Here is a 21,455-nt window from a genome sequence, read left to right as displayed (position 1 = left end):
TAAAATCAGTAATAGCATAACACTTTTACATGTCAGGCTATTACTTTATTAATTAAAACTAAAATTAGTCTTTAACTTCACGCACGACATCAATAACTGAACCGTCGCGGAAATGGACAATACCAACAATTTTATCTTTAAACTCGATTGGTTTTGGCTCACCAGTTAAAGATACAGCACGTTGATAAAGCTCTTCAATGCTCATAATTGGTAAATTAGCTGCTTTTAAACGTTCAGCAATTTCTGGACGGTTAGGATTAACCGCAATACCATGGTCAGTTACTAGCACATCAACGCTTTCACCAGGAGTGACTAGTGTTGTTACCTTTTTAATTACCGTTGGAATACGGCTACGAATCAGTGGTGCAACAACGATTGTTAAGTTTGCACCAGCAGCAGTATCACAGTGACCGCCAGACGCACCACGCATAACGCCGTCAGAACCAGTTAATACATTAACATTGTAATCAAGGTCAATTTCTAAAGCACTTAAAATAACAATATCAAGTTCATCAACGCTTGCACCTTTTGATGCTGGGTTCGCATAAACGTTGGTTGATACTTCAATATGATCTTTATTTTTACCTAAAGATTGTCCAGCTGTGCCATCAAAGCTTTGAGTGTCTAATAAACGTTTAACTAATCCTTTTTCATGAAGATCAACAATACTTGCTGTAATACCACCTAATGCAAATGATGCAGTGATATTTTTTGCACGCATACGATTTTCAAGGAAGCGAGTTGCCGCAGTTGACGATGCACCCGAACCAGTTTGAATTGAAAAACCATCTTTGAAATAGCCTGAATGTTCAATAACATCAGCTGCATAACGCGCGATCATCAGTTCGCGTGGATTGCTAGTGATACGTGCTGCCCCCACACTGATTTTAGTTGGATCACCCACCTCATCAACTTTAACGATATAGTCAACTTGATCTTGGCGAATACTTGCCGGATGGTTAGGATATCCAACGATATCTTCAGTTAGTAGTACCACTTTTTTAGCAAATTGCGCATCGACCATAGCATAACCGAGTGCACCACATTGTGATTTACCCGATACCCCATTAGCGTTACCTTGTTCATCAGCGGTTGATACAGCTAAAAATGCGATATCAATATTAATTTCACCACTTTGGATAAGTTTTACTCGACCACCATGAGAATGGATATGAACAGGGTTTTCCATTAAACCGTGTGAAATTGCATCGGCTAATTTACCACGTAGACCAGAAGTATAAATTTTAGTAATGACCCCTGATTCGATATGAGGTATTAAAGCCGAATTACAGCTTAATAATGAACTTGAAGCTAACGTTAAGTTTTTAATGCCTAACTTACTGATCGTTTCAACAACTTTGTTGATAACCTTATCACCTTCACGGAATGCATGGTGAAAAGAGATAGTCATACCATCACGTAATTCACATTTTTTAATTGCCTGTTCAATAGAATCACACAATTTACGCGTGTATTTAGACTCATCTTTTAAATATGGTGTTGTTGCGTTAGCATCAACAAAAGGCGTAATATTCTTGAGGTCAGGGTGCTGTTTAAGCAAATCATCAATTTTTTTGTTTATAGAAGTAGTCATTTTTCAATCCTATCAAATTTCTTTACGTACACCAGAATATTTAGCCAACTCGATAACTTTTCTAGCACGAGCAATAATCGGTGCATCAATCATTTTGCCGTTTAAGGAAATAACGCCAAGGCCTTTTCTTTCACCTTCTTCTGCTGCTTCAACTACTTTTTGAGCATGATCAACTTCAGCTGCTGTTGGAGCATACGCATTATGTAATAGTTCAATTTGTCTTGGATTGATCAGTGATTTACCGTTATATCCGAGTTTTTTGATTAGGCTAACTTCTTTTAAGAAACCTTCATCATCATTAACATTCGAATACACCACATCAAAGGCATCAATGCCAGCTACACGTGCTGCATGTAATACTGCGCAGCGAGCATAAAATAACTCAGTACCGTCGCCACGCTCAGTTTGCATATCAACAAGATAGTCAAATGCAGCTAGTGCAATACCGATTAAACGTGGAGAAGATTGAGCAATAGAAACGGCATTAACAACGCCTTGAGCAGATTCAATCGCAGCCATTAATTTAGTGCTGCCCACTTCACGCCCACACTCTTTTTCAATTCTTTCAACATGTGCTTCTAACTCATGAATATCTTCAGCGCAGTTAGTCATCGGTAAACGTACTACGTCAACACCAGCTCTTACCACTGCTTCAAGGTCTTTTAAACCAAATGGAGTATCAAGGGCGTTGATTCGTACTACTGTTTCAATTCCATGCTCTTTATAAACAGGAAGAAGCAATGTTTGTGCCACTAATAAACGTGCTGAATCTTTTTCTTTAATTGAAACCGCATCTTCAAGATCGAACATGATTGAATCAGGTTTATAAACAAATGAAGTCGATAACATTGCGGCGTTTGCACCTGGAAGAAATAGCATACTTCGACGTAATTTTTTCATAGTAATTTGCTCCAATCTAAGTTTTCTTCTTCTGCGCCACGTAATACTGCACATTGAACTCTAGCTTTAATAGCACAATCAAGTGCTCCTTTATCATCAATAATGATTAAACCGTCAGTTACATTAAGCTCATTTAAAGTTTGCTCAACAACTGCACGGATTTGATCGCCAAATTGTTTATTAACATCACTATTAATAACAATTTCAATTCCCGCGTTTGGCATGACTTTGACTAACAAATCGCTTGATTCAAGAGTCCCTGCCATGGCTTCTTTTTGTATTTTCATTTTTTTACCTTTTAAAACGTATTAAATTTTAAATTTATCCAAATTAGCTGAAAGGTAATCCCATGTAGTAGATGGAACTAGCTTTTTTACCTCGTCATATCGCCCAGAGGCCAATAATTTTCTCACTAGTGAGGCCGATACTATAGTATCGCCTTCAGTTATCCGTGGAACTTCAACAACCGTGATCGCGGATTGTTCACTGACCGTGTTATCTTCAAGCCAATAAGACATGGCTTCATTATAAGCTTTAGTGACTTCATCATAAGGTTCCGCGCCAACAAATCGATAAGCGATATTAAGTGTTGGTGCAATATAATTTCGGAATATAAGCAGATCGATACCCATATAGGCTTGATCAATTTTTGCCTTATCTTTTAGAAAATAAGTCGGAAATGTTGCTCTTGAAATAATATAAGGCGAGCTAGCATGCACAGTAACATTTTTTATGTGTTTAGTACCATCTTGAACTAATTTTAAACGTGTATCAAATGAAAATTGTGATGCATTTTCATTGACGACAAAAACATGTAACCAATCACATTGGCTGGCCGCATATTGTACAAGATATTGATGACCTTTAGTAAAAGGATTGGCATTCATAACAATACTGCCAATCTTTTTTCCGTCTTTTTGTTGTGTGTGCAGTTGCTTACAATACTGTTTAATACCAACAGGATTATTTTCCATTAAGACAGCAAGATCGGTTATTTCAACAATAGGGTAAAAGCCACATCCTTTAAAAAAATCTATATTTTCAGGCTTTGTATATAAAAAAAGGTGAAAATAGCCGCTTTCGTTAGCATATTTTATGGTGTGATCCATTAAAGTGAGATTTAGTTGATTGCCACGATAATCAGGATCAATAGCAACGCACTTTATAATATCACGATCAATCCCTGCACAAGCTACAATTTTAGCGTCAATTTTTATGACCATAAAAATGGTAACTTGTGAATCTAAATTGAGATCAGAGCGAGATAATAGTTGCTCAATTTCTTGATAATCTTGTTTTGATTTGGATATATCAACAACAGTGTAATCAGCTAAATCATACATAATGTTACCCTTTTTCTGCTACAACAGAGTTAGTTAAACGCCCAATCTTGGTAATTTCAACTTCAATAATATCCCCATCTTGCATAAACACAGGAGGGTGACGTTTTTTACCCACTCCACCAGGTGAACCAGTAAGAATGACATCCCCAGGCGATAAATGAGTAAATGTACTGATATATGATATTAATTCAGGCACAGTATGCACAAGATTTTTGATAGAATCATGTTGCATTTGCTCGCCATTTAAATAAGTGGTTAAAGATAATTCTTTTGGATCAGGAATCTCATCACTTGTTGTAATACATGGGCCAAATGCGCCAGTGCTTGGCCAATTTTTACCAGCGGTAAACCATGTATACTGCCAGTCGCGAATAGAACCATCCATATAACAGCTATAACCTGCTACATATGATAACGCATCTTCTTGCTTAATACGAAAACCTGTTTTACCAATAATAATTGCTAATTCGCCCTCATAATCTAGTTCATTAGTAATGGCTGGTTTTATAATATTGGTTTTGTGACCAGTTTGTGAGTCAGGAAAACGAACGAAAAGCGTCGGTGCGGAGCTGGTTTCATTAAATTCTGCTCGTTTTTCGGCATAGTTCATACCAACACATAAAATTTTATTTGGATTTGGAATGACGGGTAAAAAAGTAATGTCTTGTTCATCAATGTTACTTGGGGCATCAAGATAGGTTTTGGCAATAGATAATCCTTCTTTGTCGGCAAGTAGTGATTTTAAATCGGCATATTTATCACCTAATTTTTGCTTTAAATCAACAATACCGTTGTGAGTAAGAAGACCAAAACTTGCTCTACCAGAAACAAGATAACTGACAAGCTTCATGAAAACTCCTTAAAAGCTATTTGTGTTAATTGTAAATATAAAATAAAAATAAACAACCTTAGTATAAACTAAGGTTGTTTTTTAATATGTTAAATCTATACTAAGAAATTGCCGAGAATAAGTAATGATACTGATACATTAATTGCACCACCAATACGAGTTGCAATTTGTGCAAATGGCATTAGCTCCATACGTTCTGCAGCAGTTAAGATTGCCACGTCACCAGTTCCACCTTGGCCACTTTGACAACAAGAAATAACAGCAGCATCAACAGGATACATACCAAGTGCTTTTGACACAAAGAAACCAGTGGTCACTAAGCTCACTACTGTACAAACAATAACAATTAAGTTAGTAATAGTGAAAGCATCAACAATTCTTTCCCATGGAGTAATTGCCACACCTACTGCAAATAGAATTGGGTAAGTTACTGATGTTTGGAAAAATTTATAAACAACTTGTGAGCCACTTAATACTTTTGGTGAAACACCTGATACTAATTTAACAAAAACTGCTGCAAATAACATACCCACTGGAGCAGGAAGACCGATTAATTTGTGTCCAATCATACCAACCATATAAAGGATAGCCGCTAATAAAACACCTGAAGCAAATGTTGTAACATCTATTGCCATTTCAGGTTTAGCAGATTTTTTGTCCATTGAATCATCATCTTTAGATGCGGGTAATAATCGACCGTTACCTGTTAAGTGAGGATAAATTTTACCAATACGGTTAAGAATACCGCCACAAATAATACCTGTTAAACCACCAAGCATGACAATCGGTAATACTCGACCAAGTGCATCACCTTGTTCCATACCTAAAATTGCAGCATAACCAATTGAAAGTGGAATTGCACCTTCACCTACACCACCAGCCATGATAGGTAAAACTAAGAAGAAAAATGTTTCAAATGGTGTTAAACCAAGTAAATAACCGACAGCTACACCAACAATCATACCAACAATTTCACCGCAAAGCATTGGCGCAAAGATTCTTAAGAAGCCTTGAATAAGTGTTCTCTTATCCATATTCATTATACTACCTACGATGATACAGCAGATATATAAATAAAGGATATGTGTATCTTTATAGAATTTGGTCGTTGCTTCAACAACTGGTGTAGGCAAAATACCATAATAAACAAGTGCAGATGGAATAAAAGTTGCACAAATTGCTGCTGCACCCATTTTACCTACAATAGGTAAACGTTTACCTATTTCACCACATAGGAAACCAAAGAAAGCACAAGTAACCACCATGACAACGATTTCGCTAGGTAACTTGCCAGTTACTAACACTTCTGCACAAATAAGGATACCGGCAATAATAAATAATGGAAGTGGAATTACACCAATTTTATAGTTGTCCATAAGGCGCCACCAATTATATGGCCAGCCATATAGCTTCTCTTCAACAGGCTTACCTGTTGATTCTTTTCCATTAATATTTTTTTCAGATGAGTTAAAATTCACCATTTATTTTTTTCTCCAAAATGTCTTAATTTATTCGAAATTGTTGGAGTGTATCTTTACAAAAAATTAATGAAATTTTTGTGATATAAATCATAAATTAACTGTGGTTTTTATGGTTTTAAAGGCTAAATGTTTTTTAATGCTGTGTTACACTTATTAGAATTTAATTTGAAAAGTAAATGCAAAAATGCGAAAAAAAATCCCGTTATCGTTTACAACAAAGCTTTTTTTATCGCTTTTGTTTTTTTCATTGATTGTTCTTGCGCTATTACAGAGCTATATTTGGAACACAACAGAAACAAATTTGTATCGAAGCTTGGGCGAAAAAGCGCAGATTCAAGCAAAAGAGTTATCTGTTTTACCAAGTTTAATTGAATATGTCAAAGAAAAAGACACAAATAAAATTGCTAATTTAATCACAGAGATATTTGAACAAAGCGATGCGAGCTATATTGTTATTGGCGATGCGAATGCCAACCGTCTATTTCATACCGCTAATAGTCCTTTACACTCCCCCATGGTTGGTGGTGATAATCAAGAGGTTCTTAACGGGAATAGTAGCATATCCATCAGTGAAGGATCTCTTGGTTTAGCATTAAGAGGCAAAGCACCGATTGTTGATCACGGTAAAATTATCGGCATTGTCTCGGTCGGTTATATGATTGATGATATTTATGCATTGCATATACAGCAATTTATACCGTTTATCTTTTTTTGCTCCTTATTGTTTTTAGCGTTATTTATCTTTTCATATTGTTTTTCAAAAGCAATTAAAAAACAGATGTTTAATTTAGAGCCTAAAGCCATTGCACTATTGGTGAAAAGCCAAAAGTCGATCATGGAGTCGATTTTTGAAGGGGTTATCGCAATTGATCTTAATTATAAAATTATCAATATTAATCAATCTGCTCGTGCTATGTTAGAGATTAAGATAAGTGATGATGAGTTACATGAACATGATTTGAGGGCATTTATTAAATCAAGCGATTTTATTTATAAAAATGATAACCAAACCGAAGACATGCATGATCATATTTGTTATTTCAATAGTATTATTGTTATTGCAAGCAAAGTTCGTGTGGTCATCGATGATAAAATTCAAGGTTGGGTTATTACTTTTCGTAACTTTGATGATATTAATATATTAAGTATGCAATTATCACAAGTGAAACAATATGTCGATAATTTGCGCGCATTAAGGCATGAGCATCTAAATTGGTTGGCAACATTATCGGGTTTAATTTATATGAAACGGTATGAAGAAGCGCAATCTTTTATCGCATTGCATTCTGCTGATAACCAAAGTAATTTAGATTTTATCACCACACATTTTAAGATGCCAGCTGTATGTGGTTTGTTAATTGGTAAATATGCAAAATCACATGAAATAGGTTTAAATCTACTATTTGATCCTGCATGCCAATTAAGTGTATTACCTTCACTTATCACCGAAACAGAATTTATGTCAATTTTAGGTAATTTGCTTGATAATGCCTTTAATGCCAGTTTAAAAAATGAACGTGGTGATAAAACAATTTATTTATATCTTAGTGATGCAACAGATGAAATTGTACTTGAGATCAGTGACCAAGGTTGTGGTATCGATGAAAATATTCGTGATTCAATTTTCGAACCTGGCGTCACATCTCAAGAGGGTAAAGAACATGGCATAGGTTTACATCTTGTTTCAACCTATATAAAAAAGGCCAATGGTTATATTACATTTGAAGATAATACCCCTTATGGAACAATTTTTTCTGTATTTATACCTAAACAATAGAAAGGCAACTATATGAAAGAATTTCAAGAAGATAACATTAAAGTGCTGATTGTTGAAGATGAGCCCATTTTAGCAGAACTCAATGCCGAGTTTATTCAAAAAGATACAAGGGTCAAAGTAATCGGTATTGCTTCGAATTTATCTGAAGCTAAAATGATGGTAGAAAAATTAAAGCCAACATTGATTTTGCTCGATAATTACTTGCCTGACGGAAAAGGAATAGAATTATTTGAATATATCATCAACAATCATCTAGATTGTTATGTTATTTTTATGACAGCTGCAAGTGATATGGATACGTGTAGTAAAGCAATTCGTTATGGTGCGTTTGATTATTTGATTAAACCCGTCTCTTATCAACGATTAAAGCATTCGCTTGAACGGTTTGAACTTTTTTTATATCGACAAAGCTTACAAAAACACGTTAATCAACGAAAAATTGATGAACTTTTCAATTTGCAAACCAAAGATTTTGTTAATATGAACCGACACTCAAAAGGCATTGAGGAAATCACATTACAAAAAGTGAAAGACATTTTTATGCAGAGCGAGAACGCTCTCACCGTTGACGAAATAGTAGAAAAAGCCAATATTAGCAAAACAACTGCTAGGCGATATTTAGAATATTGTGTCCAAATCAAATTATTAACAGTTGAACTTAATCATGGGAAAATTGGTCGTCCAGAAAGATTATATAGACGTTTAGGTAAATAAATAATTAAATTAAGACAATTTTTATATAGTAGCTTATTTCCTATATAATTGATAATTATATAAATATGCTTATTTGTTATTTTAACTGCAAAATATTTGATGCTAGATTGAACTAACCTAGTTGTCTAGAGAGTTAAATTTTGCAGTACTAAATAATAAGGAGTAAGCGTATGTCTTTAGCTATAGGAAAGATCGTTACTAATGAAAATAATGAAATTGACAAAAATGGGGCATTTGTCCGCCAAGCTAACCGTTTTGGTACACCATTTGGCGATAAACCTGGACAGTTACCCGTTGAGGCGGGTCGTTATCGTTTAATTTGGGCAGCTATTTGCCCTTGGGCACACCGCTCAATGATAGCTATCAAATTATTAGGGTTAGATGATGTAATTAGTATCGGTAAAGTAAGCCCGGTTAGAACCTCTAATGGCTGGGAATTTTCGCTTGATGCTGGTGGTGTTGATCCTGTATTGGGTATTCGTTATCTACCTGAAATTTATGCTTTAACTGATCCTGAGTATGATGGCAGGGCGACAGTGCCAACCGTTGTCGATGTAAAAACAGGCAAAGTTGTCAATAATGATTATTTTAAGCTGACTTATTATTGGGAAACCGCATTTAAATCTTTCCATAAAACGGGAGCACCAGACCTTTATCCTGAACAATTACGAGTGGATATTGATGCACTAAACGATGTAATATTTCATGAAGTAAATAATGGCGTGTACAAAGCAGGTTTTGCTCGTTCGCAAAAAGCTTATGAAGATGCTTATCATCTTGTTTTTAATCGCTTAGATAAGCTAGAACAGCGTTTGAGTCAATCACGTTATCTATTTGGTGATAAGATAACTGATTCTGATATTCGCCTCTATGTGACATTAGCTCGATTTGATGTTGCCTACTATGGCGCCTTTAAAACCAATCGTAATCGAATTATCGACTATCCTAACTTATGGGCCTATGCTCGAGATCTTTATCAAATACCTGCTTTTGGTGAAACTACTGATTTTGAAGCAATAAAGAAAGGCTATTTTTTGGGTGATAATGCGCATAATCCTTATGATATTTTACCCTTAGGTCCAGATGTGAGTAATTGGCATACACCACATAACCGAGATAAACAGTTTAGTTCAAGTCACTAATTTAATTAATGGGATAATTATAATGCCAAATATATTAGATATTGGATTAATTTTTACTCAAATCCCAATGTTACTTGCTTATTTGCCTGTAACACTTTTTATTACTTTTTTCTCAATGTTACTTGGGGTAATGCTCGGTCTGATTATTGCTATCATCAAAATGAATAAAATACCGATATTATCACAAATAGCAGCGGTATTTGTCTCTTTTATAAGAGGAACCCCATTATTAGTACAGCTCTATTTAAGCTTTTATGGTATTCCTATCTTATTGCGTTATATCAATTATTTTTATGACACTCACTATAATATTAATGGCATATCTCCAATGTTGTTTGTGTTAATTGCCTTTTCGTTAAACGAGGCAGCTTATAATTCAGAAACAATCCGCGCAGCATTACAGTCTGTGAATAAAGGTCAGATTGAAGCTGCGCAATCATTGGGCATGACCTATAGCCAATTGTTACGAAGAATTGTCATTCCTGAAGCCGTTATTGTGGCCTTACCTAATTTAGGTAATGCGCTAATTGGTTTACTAAAAGGCACATCATTAGCGTTTGTCTGTTCAGTGACCGAAATGACCGGTCGAGGGAAAACTTTAGCTGGGCATAGTTATCGTTATTTTGAAGTTTATATTTCATTAGCATTAATTTATTGGGCATTAACCATTATTATTGAACTGATTATGAAATATTTGGAAAAGCGTTTAACCATTTCTGACAGTGTTAACACTCCAAGTTATCGCCGAGGAAAATTATTATGATTAATGTGCAAAATTTAACATTATCTTTTCATCATAATCTGATATTGAATCAACTTAACTTTCACATTCGCCCCCATGAAATTGTCGCAATTATTGGGGCATCGGGTGCCGGTAAATCAACACTTTTACGATGTTTAAATTTATTAGAAAAACCACAACAAGGTCAGATCCGTATTGATCATTTTGAATTTGATGTTAGTTGTAGAAAAAGGCATGAAATTGTCGCATTTCGTCAGCAAACAGCAATGGTGTTTCAACAATTCAATTTATTTCAACAAAAAAATGCTTTAGAAAATGTTATGGAAGGGTTAATGATTGTGAAAAAATATCCAAAGGATAAAGCGCAGCAGATAGCCTATGAAAAATTGGCTCAGGTTGGTCTTGCGGAGCGAATTTATCATTATCCAAAACAGTTATCAGGTGGGCAACAGCAAAGAGTTGCAATTGCTAGGGCGTTAGCTATGGAACCGAAAGTGTTGTTGCTTGATGAACCCACCTCGGCACTAGATCCTGAACTGGTGGGTGAAGTGTTAGCAACCATCAAAATAGCCGCTAAATCAGGCATTACTATGATTTTAGTTTCTCATGAAATGAGTTTTGTACATGATATTGCAACTCGGGTGCTATTTTTAGATAAAGGTCAAATCATTGAAGATGGTTCACCGCAGCAGGTGTTTTCAAATCCAACTCAATCAAGAACGAAAGATTTTTTTGCCAGATATTATTCTGCTGGGCAAATAGATTATGAAATTTAATAAATGGAGTATAAATGAATATTATTATTCGACAACATTGTGATGGAATTAATTGGCAAGATGTCGCTGATTTACTCGCTTTTTATGGACTTAGTTCATTGGATGCTAAAACACAAGAACTAGTGTTTCGTAACAGCTATTCCGTTGTATTTTTACTGGAAAAAAACCGAGTAGTGGGTGTTGGGCGTGCATTATCTGATGGTGTTTGTCAGGCAGCTGTATATAACATTGCATTGGCGAAACACCTACATGGACAACAGTATGGACGGCTGATTGTTGATAAACTTGTTGAGCAAGTAAAACAGTGCAATATCATCCTTTACACCCATCCACAAACCGTCGAATTTTATAAAAATTTGGGCTTTGAAGTAATGAAAACTGGCATGGCGCGTTATCAAGCCGATCATATAACTGAAATGAGACATATGGGTTTTATTTAAAATATCGATAAAAAAGAGTGCAAAAAATCCATTTGCGGTATTGAGCTAAATTTACGGGGGAATAGCTTTATGAATTACAAAAAATGGTTAAGTATTTTAGCAGTAGGGGCTTTATTTTTGACTGGTTGTGATAACCAAAATAAGGGCGAAGAAGCAAAAGGTAAAGAAACAATTATTATTGCAACATCGGGTGCACCGAGCCCTTTCACCACAGTAGATGAGAAAGGTGAGTTAATGGGATATGATATTGATGTGGTAAAAGCAATATTTGCAAAATTACCGCAATACGAGATTAGCTTTGAAATTACAGAATTTCCTTCTGTTTTAGCTGGGCTTGATGCGCAGCGTTATCAGGTAGGCGCCAATAATTATGCCATGAATGAAAAGCGCAAAGAAAAGTATTTTTATTCTGATCCTATTTTTAAAAACCAGTACGTCATTGCGGTGGCAAAAAACAGTAACGACATTAAAAACTTTGCCGATCTAAATGGCAAATCAACCGAAGTAACACCGGGACTGAATTATGCTACCGCATTAGAGCTTTATAATGAACAGCATCCCAATAATCCTGTTAAAATTGTGTATAGTGAAGCTGATTTATTGCCAGTACTGCAACATGTTGAAACTGGACAATATGATTTTCAATTAATCGATAAAGTGATGCTATCACAATTGATTAACGAACATAATCTTAATCTTAAAATAATAGAATTAAACAAAGAAGATGCTGATCGTATTGGTTCGCCATATAGTTACTTGTTAATCAGTAAAGGAGCTAAAGGCGGACAGTTAACCAAAGATATCAATGAGGGTATCAAAAAGATCATTAGTAATGGTGAATTATCGAAAATAAGTGATCACTATTTTCGAGCTGATTATTCACCTAAATAATCAATTTTCCTATTTTTTTGAATTGATAATCGATTCTTTTATCTCATAATAGATAAGTATCGGTTATCCTCTCATCAGGTCGGATATTTAAGCCAACATTGATGTAATGAAAAATCGAATAAAAGTCACCCATTTGTTCACATTTTGTGGAAGTTAAATATCGGGCAAGTAATTAATAGGTTGACTTTATTAAAAAAACAAAAATTAAATAAAATAAATTAGCTACCTAAACATTCTTTGACGTTTTTTTACACTGTTTCCAAAGCTTTTCACTAAAAGTCTAATCAAAACTGCTTTAGGATTCATATTATCGATAATGCCTGCCTCCTTGAGACCATTTTTATTTGTCTATTTAATATAAATATTTTTTATAACTCTAAAAAAAGATTGAAATCACACGTTGATTAAGTAAGGATAATTAACTGTGATTTTTTATACCACATTATGCATACGCATATTGTGCAACTATGCCTTTAAGGCTGATGCAATAAATAATAAGGAGTCAACATGTTTAATAAAGATATGACTATTGCCGAGTATGATAAGGAATTGTGGGATGCCATTAAAGGCGAAGAGCAGCGTCAAGAAGATCATCTTGAGCTGATCGCATCAGAAAACTATACCAGCCCACGTGTAATGCAGGCGCAAGGATCACAGCTCACCAACAAATATGCCGAAGGTTATCCAGGGAAACGTTATTATGGTGGTTGTGAATATGTTGATATTGTTGAAAAATTAGCAATTGAACGTGCTAAGGCCTTATTTGGCGCTGATTATGCTAATGTGCAACCGCATTCAGGTTCGCAGGCCAATTTTGCGGTTTATATGGCGCTGTTAAAAACTGGCGATACTGTTTTAGGTATGAATTTATCAGAAGGTGGGCATTTGACGCATGGTTCGCCAGTTAGCTTTTCTGGCAAGCTTTATCATATTGTGGATTATGGGGTTGATGATTCAGGGCGCATTGATTATGACAAGCTAGCTAAAACAGCTCAAGAGTCTAAACCGAAAATGATTATTGGTGGTTTTTCGGCTTATTCTGGTGTGGTGGATTGGAAGCGTATGCGTGAAATCGCTGATAGTGTGGGGGCTTATTTATTTGTGGATATGGCGCACGTTGCTGGTTTGGTTGCCGCAGGTGTTTATCCAAATCCTGTTCCTTATGCACACGTTGTGACTACAACAACCCATAAAACCCTTGGTGGCCCACGCGGTGGATTGATTTTAGCTAAAGGTGGCAGTGAAGAATTATATAAAAAGTTAAATTCGGCGGTCTTTCCTGGAGCGCAAGGCGGACCTTTAATGCATGTGATTGCCGCTAAAGCGGTAGCATTAAAAGAAGCAATGGAACCCGCTTATAAAGAATATCAACAACAAGTGGTTAAAAATGCCAAAACGATGGTTGAAGTGATTGTACAACGTGGCTATAAAGTGGTTTCTGGTGAAACACATAATCATCTGTTTTTAATTGATTTAGTCGATAAAAATATCACCGGTAAAGAAGCTGATGCTGCTTTGGGGAGTGCCAATATTACTGTCAATAAAAATAGTGTACCTAAAGATCCACAAAGTCCGTTTGTGACATCAGGCGTGCGTATTGGTACGCCAGCTATTACTCGCCGAGGCTTTAAAGAAGCCGAATCACGCGATTTGGCAAATTGGATTTGTGATGTTTTAGATAATATTGATGACGAGCAAACCATTCAAGTAGTAAAAGACAAAGTTTTAGCTATTTGCCGCCGCTTGCCGGTTTATCAGCATTAATGGCTGATTAATTTCGCCGACTATTGTCGGCGAAATGGTTTGTTGGTTTTATTTGTCAATATTGGTGGTTGTGTCAGTTTTATTTTTGGTTTGTTCTTGACTATGCTGCTCGATATAGCGGTCAAGGTGACCTTCATGCCATAACCATCCCGCTGTCGCTCCAACACCAAGTAAAATAGCTAACCAAAAAGTAACGATCAGCTTTTGGTGGCGCTGTTTCATAGGGTCATGCAAATTACGTTTTGCATTTGTTGGTAGTTCGGCTTTGCTGGTGAGTAGCCCGCCTAGCATTAAGTTGATTTTAACTTGCCCGTTAATAGCCCAGCCTGATGCTTCAAGCAGTGGTCCAAGAGTTCTTCGGCGTAATTTTAACCATGCCAAAATAACAGAAGGACCAGAAATAATCAGGAATATCCCAACAAAAAACAAAGGGAATTGCCACCAAGTGAGCGAAAAGATCGCTTGAAAAATCGAAGCTAATGCCGTGCCGATTGCGCCAACGGCTAAACCGATTGCCGCAAAAATACCGACGCTTTTGCCAATATCAAATTTATTAGCTGGGTTTTGCAATGCTTGTTCACTCGATTTTTCAACATCGGCATCTTTGCTGCTTGCCCATTTGTTAATTTGTTCGGTAATACAGCGCCCAATGCGCTGATATGGTGCCAAAATCGCTTGCTGAATGCTAATTGGTTTGGTGATTATTTTAACGACATTGGCATCCCAATCGTTACCTTCATTGTCGATAAACACACCATTGCGACCTTCAATTAATAAATCACCTTGCCCTGCGGTCATGGCAGCGGCAATCAGTTGTTTTTGCCCATGCCGTGTACATTCACAATAAAGTAGACAAAGTTCAGAATAATTTGCCATGGTTGCGTGTTTGGCGATATTATCAACTGCAACACAAAGAGTTGCACAGCGGCCATCTATATAAAGATTACCTAGTTGAAAGGCAGCTCGAGTTTTTGGTGTGAAGAAGTCCGCAAAAGAGACAAAGTTAACCAGTAAACGGTAAAGATGTTTATGAAACAGGACTAATTTTTCTAACACTAGTACATCTGATGCAGATATTGGTGTTTTGTTGTCCTGTTCAACCATCTGCTTAAATTCGTTGAGTAAATCATCGTTAGCTAAATCGGTACTGACGCTATTTGACATATCTTCTATAGTGGCAAAAGGTTCAATTTCAACCGTTAATTGTGCCATTTTAGGCTTAGCACTAATCAGAGTAGCGTAAGCTTGCAAACTTTGTTGAATATCTTGCCATTCTTGCTGTGTTAGTTGATCGGGATTAGATAAGGATGACGCCACTAATGTTTTAAACCGGCTTATTTTAGCTTTCCAAAGTGGATTAAGGCCATTGACAAGATCTAGCGCATTGGTTGTATCGATTTTTGATAGTGGTAACTCGGCTAAAGCTTCGTCAGACAGTAATCCATTTTGTGTTGGTACGATATATTTTTCGTCGACGTTGAGCGCGGTTTGTGCTTGCGGTGCGTATTGTGCCAGTTCAACACGTAAAAAATAATCATCAATTTTGGGTTTTAATAGCTGGGTTAATTTCCAAATTTCGGCGGTATCTTTCCCAAATGGTGTTTGTGTGTTATTTATTTTGGTTTGCCATTGTAACCATGTTTTTAGGTTGTCGACAAAGGTAGTAGCTATGTTTAAATCAATGCCATCTTGTCCACTCATATCTTTCTGCGCACCCGTGGTTTTGATTGCCGTTTGAATAAATGCTTGCATATCAGGTGATAATTCGCTTGATGCTGGGAAGATTAAATCACCATTGTAAAGCTTGTCAGCATTGATTTTTATACATTGCTGTATGTCATCTTGCGTTAAATAATCCAACTGACTTTTATTTAAGCTTGCTAAAATGCTATCAGCGGTGACAGAGAGCTTTTTTCCTGATGGAGTTGATGTGTTAATTTGTGATAATGGGAGTGTTTCATTCATTTTTAAAATACTATCAAATGAAATAATTTTATCTCGAGTCCAACTGATGGCATCTAAAATATCAGGTATACGAATACGTCCATCATTGTCCGAATCAAGTAGGGCTAAAGTTCGCTTATCAAAATCTAAGCCTGTTGTTGGGCAACTTAGAGCAACCCATAATTTAGGGTCTAAATCAGGTAAATTGATAATGTCATTGGCACTTTTAAATACAACTTGATCAAGTCCACCAACACGTTGAAATGTCCACATATGGCTCATAATAATCTCCATACCGAGCGAATTAATATTTTTATTAATTAATATAACAGTATTTGTGTTTTTTTATAGAATAGAACAGTAATTTCTAATATTTGTGACACCTATTAGTGTATCTTTGGTATTTGATTTAGTTGCCTTTGGCAACTTTATGATAGAATAATACCTTATTACTTAATATCCAAAAAAAATCACTAATATGTCATTAATTAATCTTACCAATGCTTATCTTTCATTTAGCGATGCGCCATTGCTTGATCATATCGATATGTCTATTGAACCAAACGAGCGTGTTTGTCTTGTTGGTCGTAATGGTGCTGGCAAATCAACGTTACTTAAAGTGTTAAATAAAGAAGTGCCATTAGATGAAGGGCAAATTATTTATGAAAATAATGTGATTGTTTCACGTTTACAGCAAGATCCTCCTCGCGATGTGCAAGGCAATGTGTTTGACTTTGTGGCAGAAGGATTACACGAACAAGCACAGTTATTACGAGATTATTATGATTTGGCTCATCGCGTTGAACTCGATCCTTGCGAAAGTAACTTGGCTAAATTAGCGAAAATGCAAGAGCAGTTAGATCATCAAAATGGCTGGCAATTAGATAGTCGTATTCGTAATGTTATTTCGTCGTTATCACTTGATGGTGATGCATTGTTATCTTCGCTATCAGGTGGCTGGCTTCGTAAAGCTGCATTAGCCAAGGCATTGGTTTGTCAACCATCGGTTTTATTGCTTGATGAACCAACAAACCATTTAGATATTCAAACCATAAAATGGTTGGAAGAGTTTTTGAAAAGCTTTAATGGCAGTATTGTGTTTATTTCTCATGACCGTTCGTTTATTCGCCAAATGGCAACGCGTATTATTGATTTAGATCGAGGTAAAATTGCCTCTTGGAGCGGTAATTACGATAACTATTTACTTGGTAAAGAGGAAGCATTGCGCGTTGAAGAGTTGCAAAATGCTGAATTTGATAAAAAATTGGCCCAAGAAGAGGTCTGGATTCGCCAAGGTATTAAAGCACGCCGTACACGTAATGAAGGGCGAGTACGAGCATTAAAAGCAATGCGTCAAGAGTATAGTGAGCGTCGCCAAGTGATGGGCAGTGCCAAAATGCAAATTGAAGAAGCATTACGTTCAGGAAAAATCGTTTTTGAGCTTGAAAATGTGACCTATCAGATAGCAGATAAATTGCTAGTTAATGATTTTACTGTACAAGTATTACGTGGCGATAAAATAGCTCTAATTGGTCCTAATGGTATTGGTAAAACGACGTTGTTAAAACTGATGTTAGGCAATTTAGCGCCAACATCAGGTAGCGTACATTGTGGTACAAAGCTTGAAGTGGCCTATTTTGATCAATATCGATTAGAGCTTGATCCTGAAAAAACCGTGATGGATAATTTAGCTGAAGGTAAACAAGAAGTGATGGTTAATGGACGATCACGTCATATACTTGGTTATCTGCAAGATTTTTTATTTCCGCCAAAACGCGCCCGAACACCTGTTCGTGCATTATCAGGTGGGGAGCGTAATCGTTTATTGCTGGCTAAACTATTTTTAAAGCCTAGTAATTTATTAATACTTGATGAACCGACCAATGATCTGGATATTGAAACGCTGGAATTGTTAGAAGAGTTGGTTAATGATTATCAGGGAACAGTCTTACTAGTTAGTCATGATCGGCAGTTTGTTGATAATGTGGTTACCCAATGTTGGTTTTTTGAGGACAAAGGGCATATTGGTATTTATGCCGGTGGTTATGCCGATGCTCTGCAACAACAGCAACAAGCACAACCGGTTAAAGTAGCGGCAGTTAATGATGTTAAACAGCCTAAAAAAGCATTAAGCACGGCGAATAACAAAAGCAATGATCAAGCCACTAAAAAGAAGGTTAAGCTAAGTTATAATGAGCAACGAGAGTTAACACAATTACCAAGCAAAATAGAACAATTAGAATTAGCTATTGCTGATTTACAAGCACAGATTGGTCAAAGTGACTTTTTTAATCAACCCCACGAGGTTACAGGTCCAATCTTACAATCTTTGACCGACAAAGAAGCCGAATTAGAATCTGCTTTTGAACGCTGGGAACAGTTAGAGTCTTTAAGTAAATCATAATGTAAGAGTGTTATTTTCAGCATTATTTATTGGCGTTATATAATAAATAATGCTGTTTCTGAGCTTTAAGTTTTTTATAAAATGGTTTTATTATTCCACAATTTTCTAGAACAAAGACAGAAAAATAACAACGCAATAATAACGAAAACGGCGCCAACAAAACCAATATCCTCCGTTGATAGTAAAATTAATACTTTACTACCTATAAAAGCGCCTCCGCCTATTCCAATATTGTAAATACCTGAATAAACAGATGTGGCAATATCGGTTGCATCGGGCGCTGCATCGATGACTTTGCTTTGCATGACCATGCCAATAATGGTAATCGAAAGACCCCAGATCAAACATTGAATGATTGCGGTATAAAGTGTGAACGAACAGACATAAAGTGATAATAAACAAGCGATCAATGACAACATAGGGATCACTAAAATGGCGGTTGGATTTTTTTCGGCGTATTTTGCAAAAATAACGCTGCCAATCATGCCAGAAAAACCGACTACTAACAATAAAGCGACGATAACATTTTGATTAAATCCGCCAACATCTTTCATAAATGGCGTAATGTAGGTATAAGCAGTGAAGTGGCCAGCAATTATAATGGCTATTAATAGATAAATGTTTAGCAGTATTGGGCGTTTTAATACCATAGGAATATCTTTGATAGAGAGAATATCCATGCTTGGTACAGTAGGCAATAAGCGGAGTAGTAATATCATCACGCAAAAAGCGATACCAGCAATACATAAAAAAGTTACGCGCCAGCCAACGAGTTGTCCTATGATGGTGCCAATTGGAATGCCTAGAATGGTTGCCATCGATACGCCAATAACAATAAAGCCCATTGCTTTAGCTTTTTTACCATTGGGCGCTAACCGAACGGCAAGCGGTGTTGTAATTGCCCAAAATACCGCATGTGCACAAGCAATACCAATTCTTGCTACCATCAAACTGTAAAAATTCCACGCAAATCCAGCTAAAATATGACTACCAATAAATAGGTAAAATAAAAGGATGAGTAGCTTTCTTCGTTCCATTTTTGACGTTAATACTGTGAGTGGCAATGATAATAACGAGACAGCCCACGCATAAATGGTGAGTAATAATCCAGCATGAGCTACATCCATTGAAAAGCTTTCAGCAATATTAGGCAATAGCCCAACAGGAACAAATTCCGTTGTATTAAAAATAAATGCCGCAAATGCAAGGCAAAGAATTGATGACCAAATGCGAGATCGGGTAATACTATTGTTCATGATTAAGAGTATGGAGGGAAGATTAGATTATGTTTGATTATAACTGAATATTTTTGTCTATAAAATAGCTGCCATGAATAAATCTTAAAGTAAACTGCCACCACTATGGGATTGGGTGGCGAAGTATCATTGTTGCTATTTATGCTAATGCTTTAGCAGCCGCTAGGGCTTTATCATAATTAGGTTCTGAAGATGTTTCTTTAACATATTCAACATAAGCAATTTTGTCATTTTTATCAATAACAAATACGGCACGAGAAAGTAAACGTAGTTCTTCAATAACAGTGCCATATTTTAAACCAAAATCCAGATCTTTATGGTCAGAAATGACTTTGACCACATCAATGCCTTCAGCCGCACAATAGCGATTTAATGCAAAAGGTAAATCAACACTAATTGAAAATATCACGGTATCTTTTAGTTTTGCTGCTTCTACATTGAAACGGTGAACTTGGGCACTACATACCGAAGTATCAATGGATGGTACCGAATTAATAATTCTGATTTTACCTTTAAAATCGGATAATTTAATGGGTTTCATTGCTAAATCTTGCACGATAAAATCAGGTGCCATGTCACCAACATTAATTTTGGAACCTAACAAAGTAATAGGGGCTCCACGCATAGTAACTTCATTGACTCTTTTTTGCATAACTGTTTCCTTTGGGGGGATAATAATTGTGTTGTAATAAATTTCAGTGTTGATAGGATAACGACGTTCAATGCATTAAAGCTTTTGCACCTATTGGCGTTGATTCAATATAGACCTAAACAGGCTACCGAGCAATAGCGCTATCATGTTTTTAGTGATGAATTAGCCAATTTCAGCTATTGTTAATAATGTTGTTTTTTAATGTAATTAAATTATTTCTGTTTTGTATGTTTATTAGACAATGGTATATAATGCCAGTCCCTTTCTTTACTCTTATATCAACACTATGAATCAATTACTTATTACTGTTTGTTTACTGACTTTTAGTAATGTTTTTATGACTTTTGCGTGGTATGGGCATTTGCGGTTTTTACATAACCAAGTTTGGCTAGTGGCGGTGTTTGCTAGCTGGGGGATTGCGTTATTTGAGTATTTATTGCAAGTGCCTGCTAATCGCATTGGTTTTCAGGTTGCCAGCGCAAGTCAATTAAAGATTATTCAGGAAGTAATTAGTTTGTCTGTTTTTATCCCTTTTTCAATTTATATTTTAAAAGAGCCATTTAAGACAGACTATATTTGGGCGGGTTTGTGTCTTTTAGGTGCGGTATTTTTTATGTTCCGCGATAAGATTTTTGCTTAAATTCATTCTAGAACCGTGATAAATATTGAGCATATTTGTCACGGTAATGATCTAAATTAGCCTTTCAAATATTCCACGGTAAATATAATTGTGATGACTATCACATTAAAAATACTCAATCTTTATTAATATGTTGCTGTATTTT

At 36.0% G+C, this 21,455-nt stretch carries 18 protein-coding genes and 1 pseudogene; 10 read left to right on the top strand and 9 right to left on the bottom strand.

All coding sequences use genetic code 11. From position 1 onward, the window contains the following. Positions 1-64: 64 nt before the first annotated feature. From citF to ACYIAM_RS00450, 6 genes and pseudogenes are all read right to left on the bottom strand, one after another. Positions 65-1,594 (bottom strand): citrate lyase subunit alpha, encoded by a 1,530-nt coding sequence (gene citF, locus ACYIAM_RS00475; protein WP_065587590.1) that lies wholly within the window; start codon positions 1,592-1,594, stop codon positions 65-67. 12 nt (positions 1,595-1,606) lie between these two features. Continuing rightward, positions 1,607-2,494: a citrate (pro-3S)-lyase subunit beta gene (gene citE, locus ACYIAM_RS00470; protein ID WP_174797382.1), complete on the bottom strand. Its 888-nt coding sequence runs from the start codon at positions 2,492-2,494 to the stop codon at positions 1,607-1,609. Beyond that, complete coding sequence (citD, locus tag ACYIAM_RS00465) at positions 2,491-2,781, bottom strand: citrate lyase acyl carrier protein (protein ID WP_065637374.1); 291 nt, start codon at positions 2,779-2,781, stop codon at positions 2,491-2,493. The genes citE and citD overlap by 4 nt, the downstream gene beginning before the upstream one ends. A gap of 21 nt (positions 2,782-2,802) precedes the next feature. Beyond that, complete coding sequence (citC, locus tag ACYIAM_RS00460; RefSeq protein WP_483746875.1) at positions 2,803-3,837, bottom strand: [citrate (pro-3S)-lyase] ligase; 1,035 nt, start codon at positions 3,835-3,837, stop codon at positions 2,803-2,805. Positions 3,838-3,841: 4 nt separating this feature from the next. After that, positions 3,842-4,687, bottom strand: a complete 846-nt coding sequence (locus ACYIAM_RS00455) for a fumarylacetoacetate hydrolase family protein (RefSeq protein WP_483746874.1) — start codon at positions 4,685-4,687, stop codon at positions 3,842-3,844. Between the two features lie 95 nt (positions 4,688-4,782). Then, a pseudogene (locus tag ACYIAM_RS00450) lies at positions 4,783-6,075 on the bottom strand (2-hydroxycarboxylate transporter family protein); the annotation flags it as partial. Positions 6,076-6,352: 277 nt separating this feature from the next. On the opposite strand from ACYIAM_RS00450, the gene ACYIAM_RS00445 reads away from it, so the two are divergent. From ACYIAM_RS00445 to glyA, 8 genes are all read left to right on the top strand, one after another. Further along, on the top strand, positions 6,353-7,945 hold the full coding sequence (locus tag ACYIAM_RS00445) for an ATP-binding protein (protein ID WP_483746873.1): 1,593 nt from the start codon (positions 6,353-6,355) through the stop codon (positions 7,943-7,945). 12 nt (positions 7,946-7,957) lie between these two features. Then, positions 7,958-8,659 carry a response regulator gene (locus ACYIAM_RS00440; protein WP_174797377.1) on the top strand — a complete coding sequence of 234 codons (702 nt, stop codon included), beginning with the start codon at positions 7,958-7,960 and terminating at the stop codon, positions 8,657-8,659. A gap of 170 nt (positions 8,660-8,829) precedes the next feature. Next, complete coding sequence (locus ACYIAM_RS00435) at positions 8,830-9,801, top strand: glutathione S-transferase family protein (RefSeq protein ID WP_483746872.1); 972 nt, start codon at positions 8,830-8,832, stop codon at positions 9,799-9,801. Positions 9,802-9,823: 22 nt separating this feature from the next. After that, positions 9,824-10,564 (top strand): amino acid ABC transporter permease, encoded by a 741-nt coding sequence (locus ACYIAM_RS00430; protein WP_483746871.1) that lies wholly within the window; start codon positions 9,824-9,826, stop codon positions 10,562-10,564. Next, a complete protein-coding gene (locus tag ACYIAM_RS00425; RefSeq protein WP_483746870.1) occupies positions 10,561-11,319 on the top strand; it encodes an amino acid ABC transporter ATP-binding protein in 759 nt (252 codons plus the stop codon). The genes ACYIAM_RS00430 and ACYIAM_RS00425 overlap by 4 nt, the downstream gene beginning before the upstream one ends. Before the next feature lie 14 nt (positions 11,320-11,333). Continuing rightward, positions 11,334-11,759, top strand: a complete 426-nt coding sequence (locus ACYIAM_RS00420; protein WP_483746869.1) for a GNAT family N-acetyltransferase — start codon at positions 11,334-11,336, stop codon at positions 11,757-11,759. A gap of 69 nt (positions 11,760-11,828) precedes the next feature. Continuing rightward, positions 11,829-12,650 (top strand): transporter substrate-binding domain-containing protein, encoded by an 822-nt coding sequence (locus ACYIAM_RS00415; RefSeq protein ID WP_483746868.1) that lies wholly within the window; start codon positions 11,829-11,831, stop codon positions 12,648-12,650. A gap of 507 nt (positions 12,651-13,157) precedes the next feature. Next, positions 13,158-14,414: a serine hydroxymethyltransferase gene (gene glyA / locus ACYIAM_RS00410; RefSeq protein WP_483746867.1), complete on the top strand. Its 1,257-nt coding sequence runs from the start codon at positions 13,158-13,160 to the stop codon at positions 14,412-14,414. Positions 14,415-14,462: 48 nt separating this feature from the next. Here the strand turns inward: glyA and ACYIAM_RS00405 are convergent, their stop codons facing one another. Next, a complete protein-coding gene (locus ACYIAM_RS00405; RefSeq protein WP_483746866.1) occupies positions 14,463-16,640 on the bottom strand; it encodes a hypothetical protein in 2,178 nt (725 codons plus the stop codon). Between the two features lie 196 nt (positions 16,641-16,836). Between ACYIAM_RS00405 and ACYIAM_RS00400 the strand changes: the two genes are divergently transcribed. Further along, positions 16,837-18,762: an ABC transporter ATP-binding protein gene (locus tag ACYIAM_RS00400; protein WP_483746865.1), complete on the top strand. Its 1,926-nt coding sequence runs from the start codon at positions 16,837-16,839 to the stop codon at positions 18,760-18,762. A gap of 74 nt (positions 18,763-18,836) precedes the next feature. Here the strand turns inward: ACYIAM_RS00400 and ACYIAM_RS00395 are convergent, their stop codons facing one another. Beyond that, positions 18,837-20,018: a sugar transporter gene (locus ACYIAM_RS00395; RefSeq protein ID WP_174797368.1), complete on the bottom strand. Its 1,182-nt coding sequence runs from the start codon at positions 20,016-20,018 to the stop codon at positions 18,837-18,839. 139 nt (positions 20,019-20,157) lie between these two features. Then, the gene (gene tpx, locus ACYIAM_RS00390; protein ID WP_174797367.1) at positions 20,158-20,670 is read right to left on the bottom strand and encodes a thiol peroxidase; all 513 of its coding nucleotides are present in this window, start codon (positions 20,668-20,670) and stop codon (positions 20,158-20,160) included. Positions 20,671-20,956: 286 nt separating this feature from the next. Between tpx and ACYIAM_RS00385 the strand changes: the two genes are divergently transcribed. Beyond that, positions 20,957-21,310 carry a DMT family protein gene (locus ACYIAM_RS00385; protein ID WP_065582439.1) on the top strand — a complete coding sequence of 118 codons (354 nt, stop codon included), beginning with the start codon at positions 20,957-20,959 and terminating at the stop codon, positions 21,308-21,310. Positions 21,311-21,455 lie beyond the last annotated feature (145 nt).

The organism is Gilliamella sp. X-60, assembly GCF_057063585.1.
The sequence above is the reverse complement of the archived record's forward strand: the minus strand, read 5'-3'. Positions and strand labels throughout refer to the sequence as shown.

What these genes read in the sequence shown, in the direction of transcription:
- citF (WP_065587590.1), bottom strand. Translation starts at nt 1,594, where the DNA reads ATGACTACTTCTATAAACAAAAAAATTGATGATTTGCTTAAACAGCAC.
- citE (WP_174797382.1), bottom strand. Translation starts at nt 2,494, where the DNA reads ATGAAAAAATTACGTCGAAGTATGCTATTTCTTCCAGGTGCAAACGCC.
- citD (WP_065637374.1), bottom strand. Translation starts at nt 2,781, where the DNA reads ATGAAAATACAAAAAGAAGCCATGGCAGGGACTCTTGAATCAAGCGAT.
- citC (WP_483746875.1), bottom strand. Translation starts at nt 3,837, where the DNA reads ATGTATGATTTAGCTGATTACACTGTTGTTGATATATCCAAATCAAAA.
- ACYIAM_RS00455 (WP_483746874.1), bottom strand. Translation starts at nt 4,687, where the DNA reads ATGAAGCTTGTCAGTTATCTTGTTTCTGGTAGAGCAAGTTTTGGTCTT.
- ACYIAM_RS00445 (WP_483746873.1), top strand. Translation starts at nt 6,353, where the DNA reads ATGCGAAAAAAAATCCCGTTATCGTTTACAACAAAGCTTTTTTTATCG.
- ACYIAM_RS00440 (WP_174797377.1), top strand. Translation starts at nt 7,958, where the DNA reads ATGAAAGAATTTCAAGAAGATAACATTAAAGTGCTGATTGTTGAAGAT.
- ACYIAM_RS00435 (WP_483746872.1), top strand. Translation starts at nt 8,830, where the DNA reads ATGTCTTTAGCTATAGGAAAGATCGTTACTAATGAAAATAATGAAATT.
- ACYIAM_RS00430 (WP_483746871.1), top strand. Translation starts at nt 9,824, where the DNA reads ATGCCAAATATATTAGATATTGGATTAATTTTTACTCAAATCCCAATG.
- ACYIAM_RS00425 (WP_483746870.1), top strand. Translation starts at nt 10,561, where the DNA reads ATGATTAATGTGCAAAATTTAACATTATCTTTTCATCATAATCTGATA.
- ACYIAM_RS00420 (WP_483746869.1), top strand. Translation starts at nt 11,334, where the DNA reads ATGAATATTATTATTCGACAACATTGTGATGGAATTAATTGGCAAGAT.
- ACYIAM_RS00415 (WP_483746868.1), top strand. Translation starts at nt 11,829, where the DNA reads ATGAATTACAAAAAATGGTTAAGTATTTTAGCAGTAGGGGCTTTATTT.
- glyA (WP_483746867.1), top strand. Translation starts at nt 13,158, where the DNA reads ATGTTTAATAAAGATATGACTATTGCCGAGTATGATAAGGAATTGTGG.
- ACYIAM_RS00405 (WP_483746866.1), bottom strand. Translation starts at nt 16,640, where the DNA reads ATGAGCCATATGTGGACATTTCAACGTGTTGGTGGACTTGATCAAGTT.
- ACYIAM_RS00400 (WP_483746865.1), top strand. Translation starts at nt 16,837, where the DNA reads ATGTCATTAATTAATCTTACCAATGCTTATCTTTCATTTAGCGATGCG.
- ACYIAM_RS00395 (WP_174797368.1), bottom strand. Translation starts at nt 20,018, where the DNA reads ATGAACAATAGTATTACCCGATCTCGCATTTGGTCATCAATTCTTTGC.
- tpx (WP_174797367.1), bottom strand. Translation starts at nt 20,670, where the DNA reads ATGCAAAAAAGAGTCAATGAAGTTACTATGCGTGGAGCCCCTATTACT.
- ACYIAM_RS00385 (WP_065582439.1), top strand. Translation starts at nt 20,957, where the DNA reads ATGAATCAATTACTTATTACTGTTTGTTTACTGACTTTTAGTAATGTT.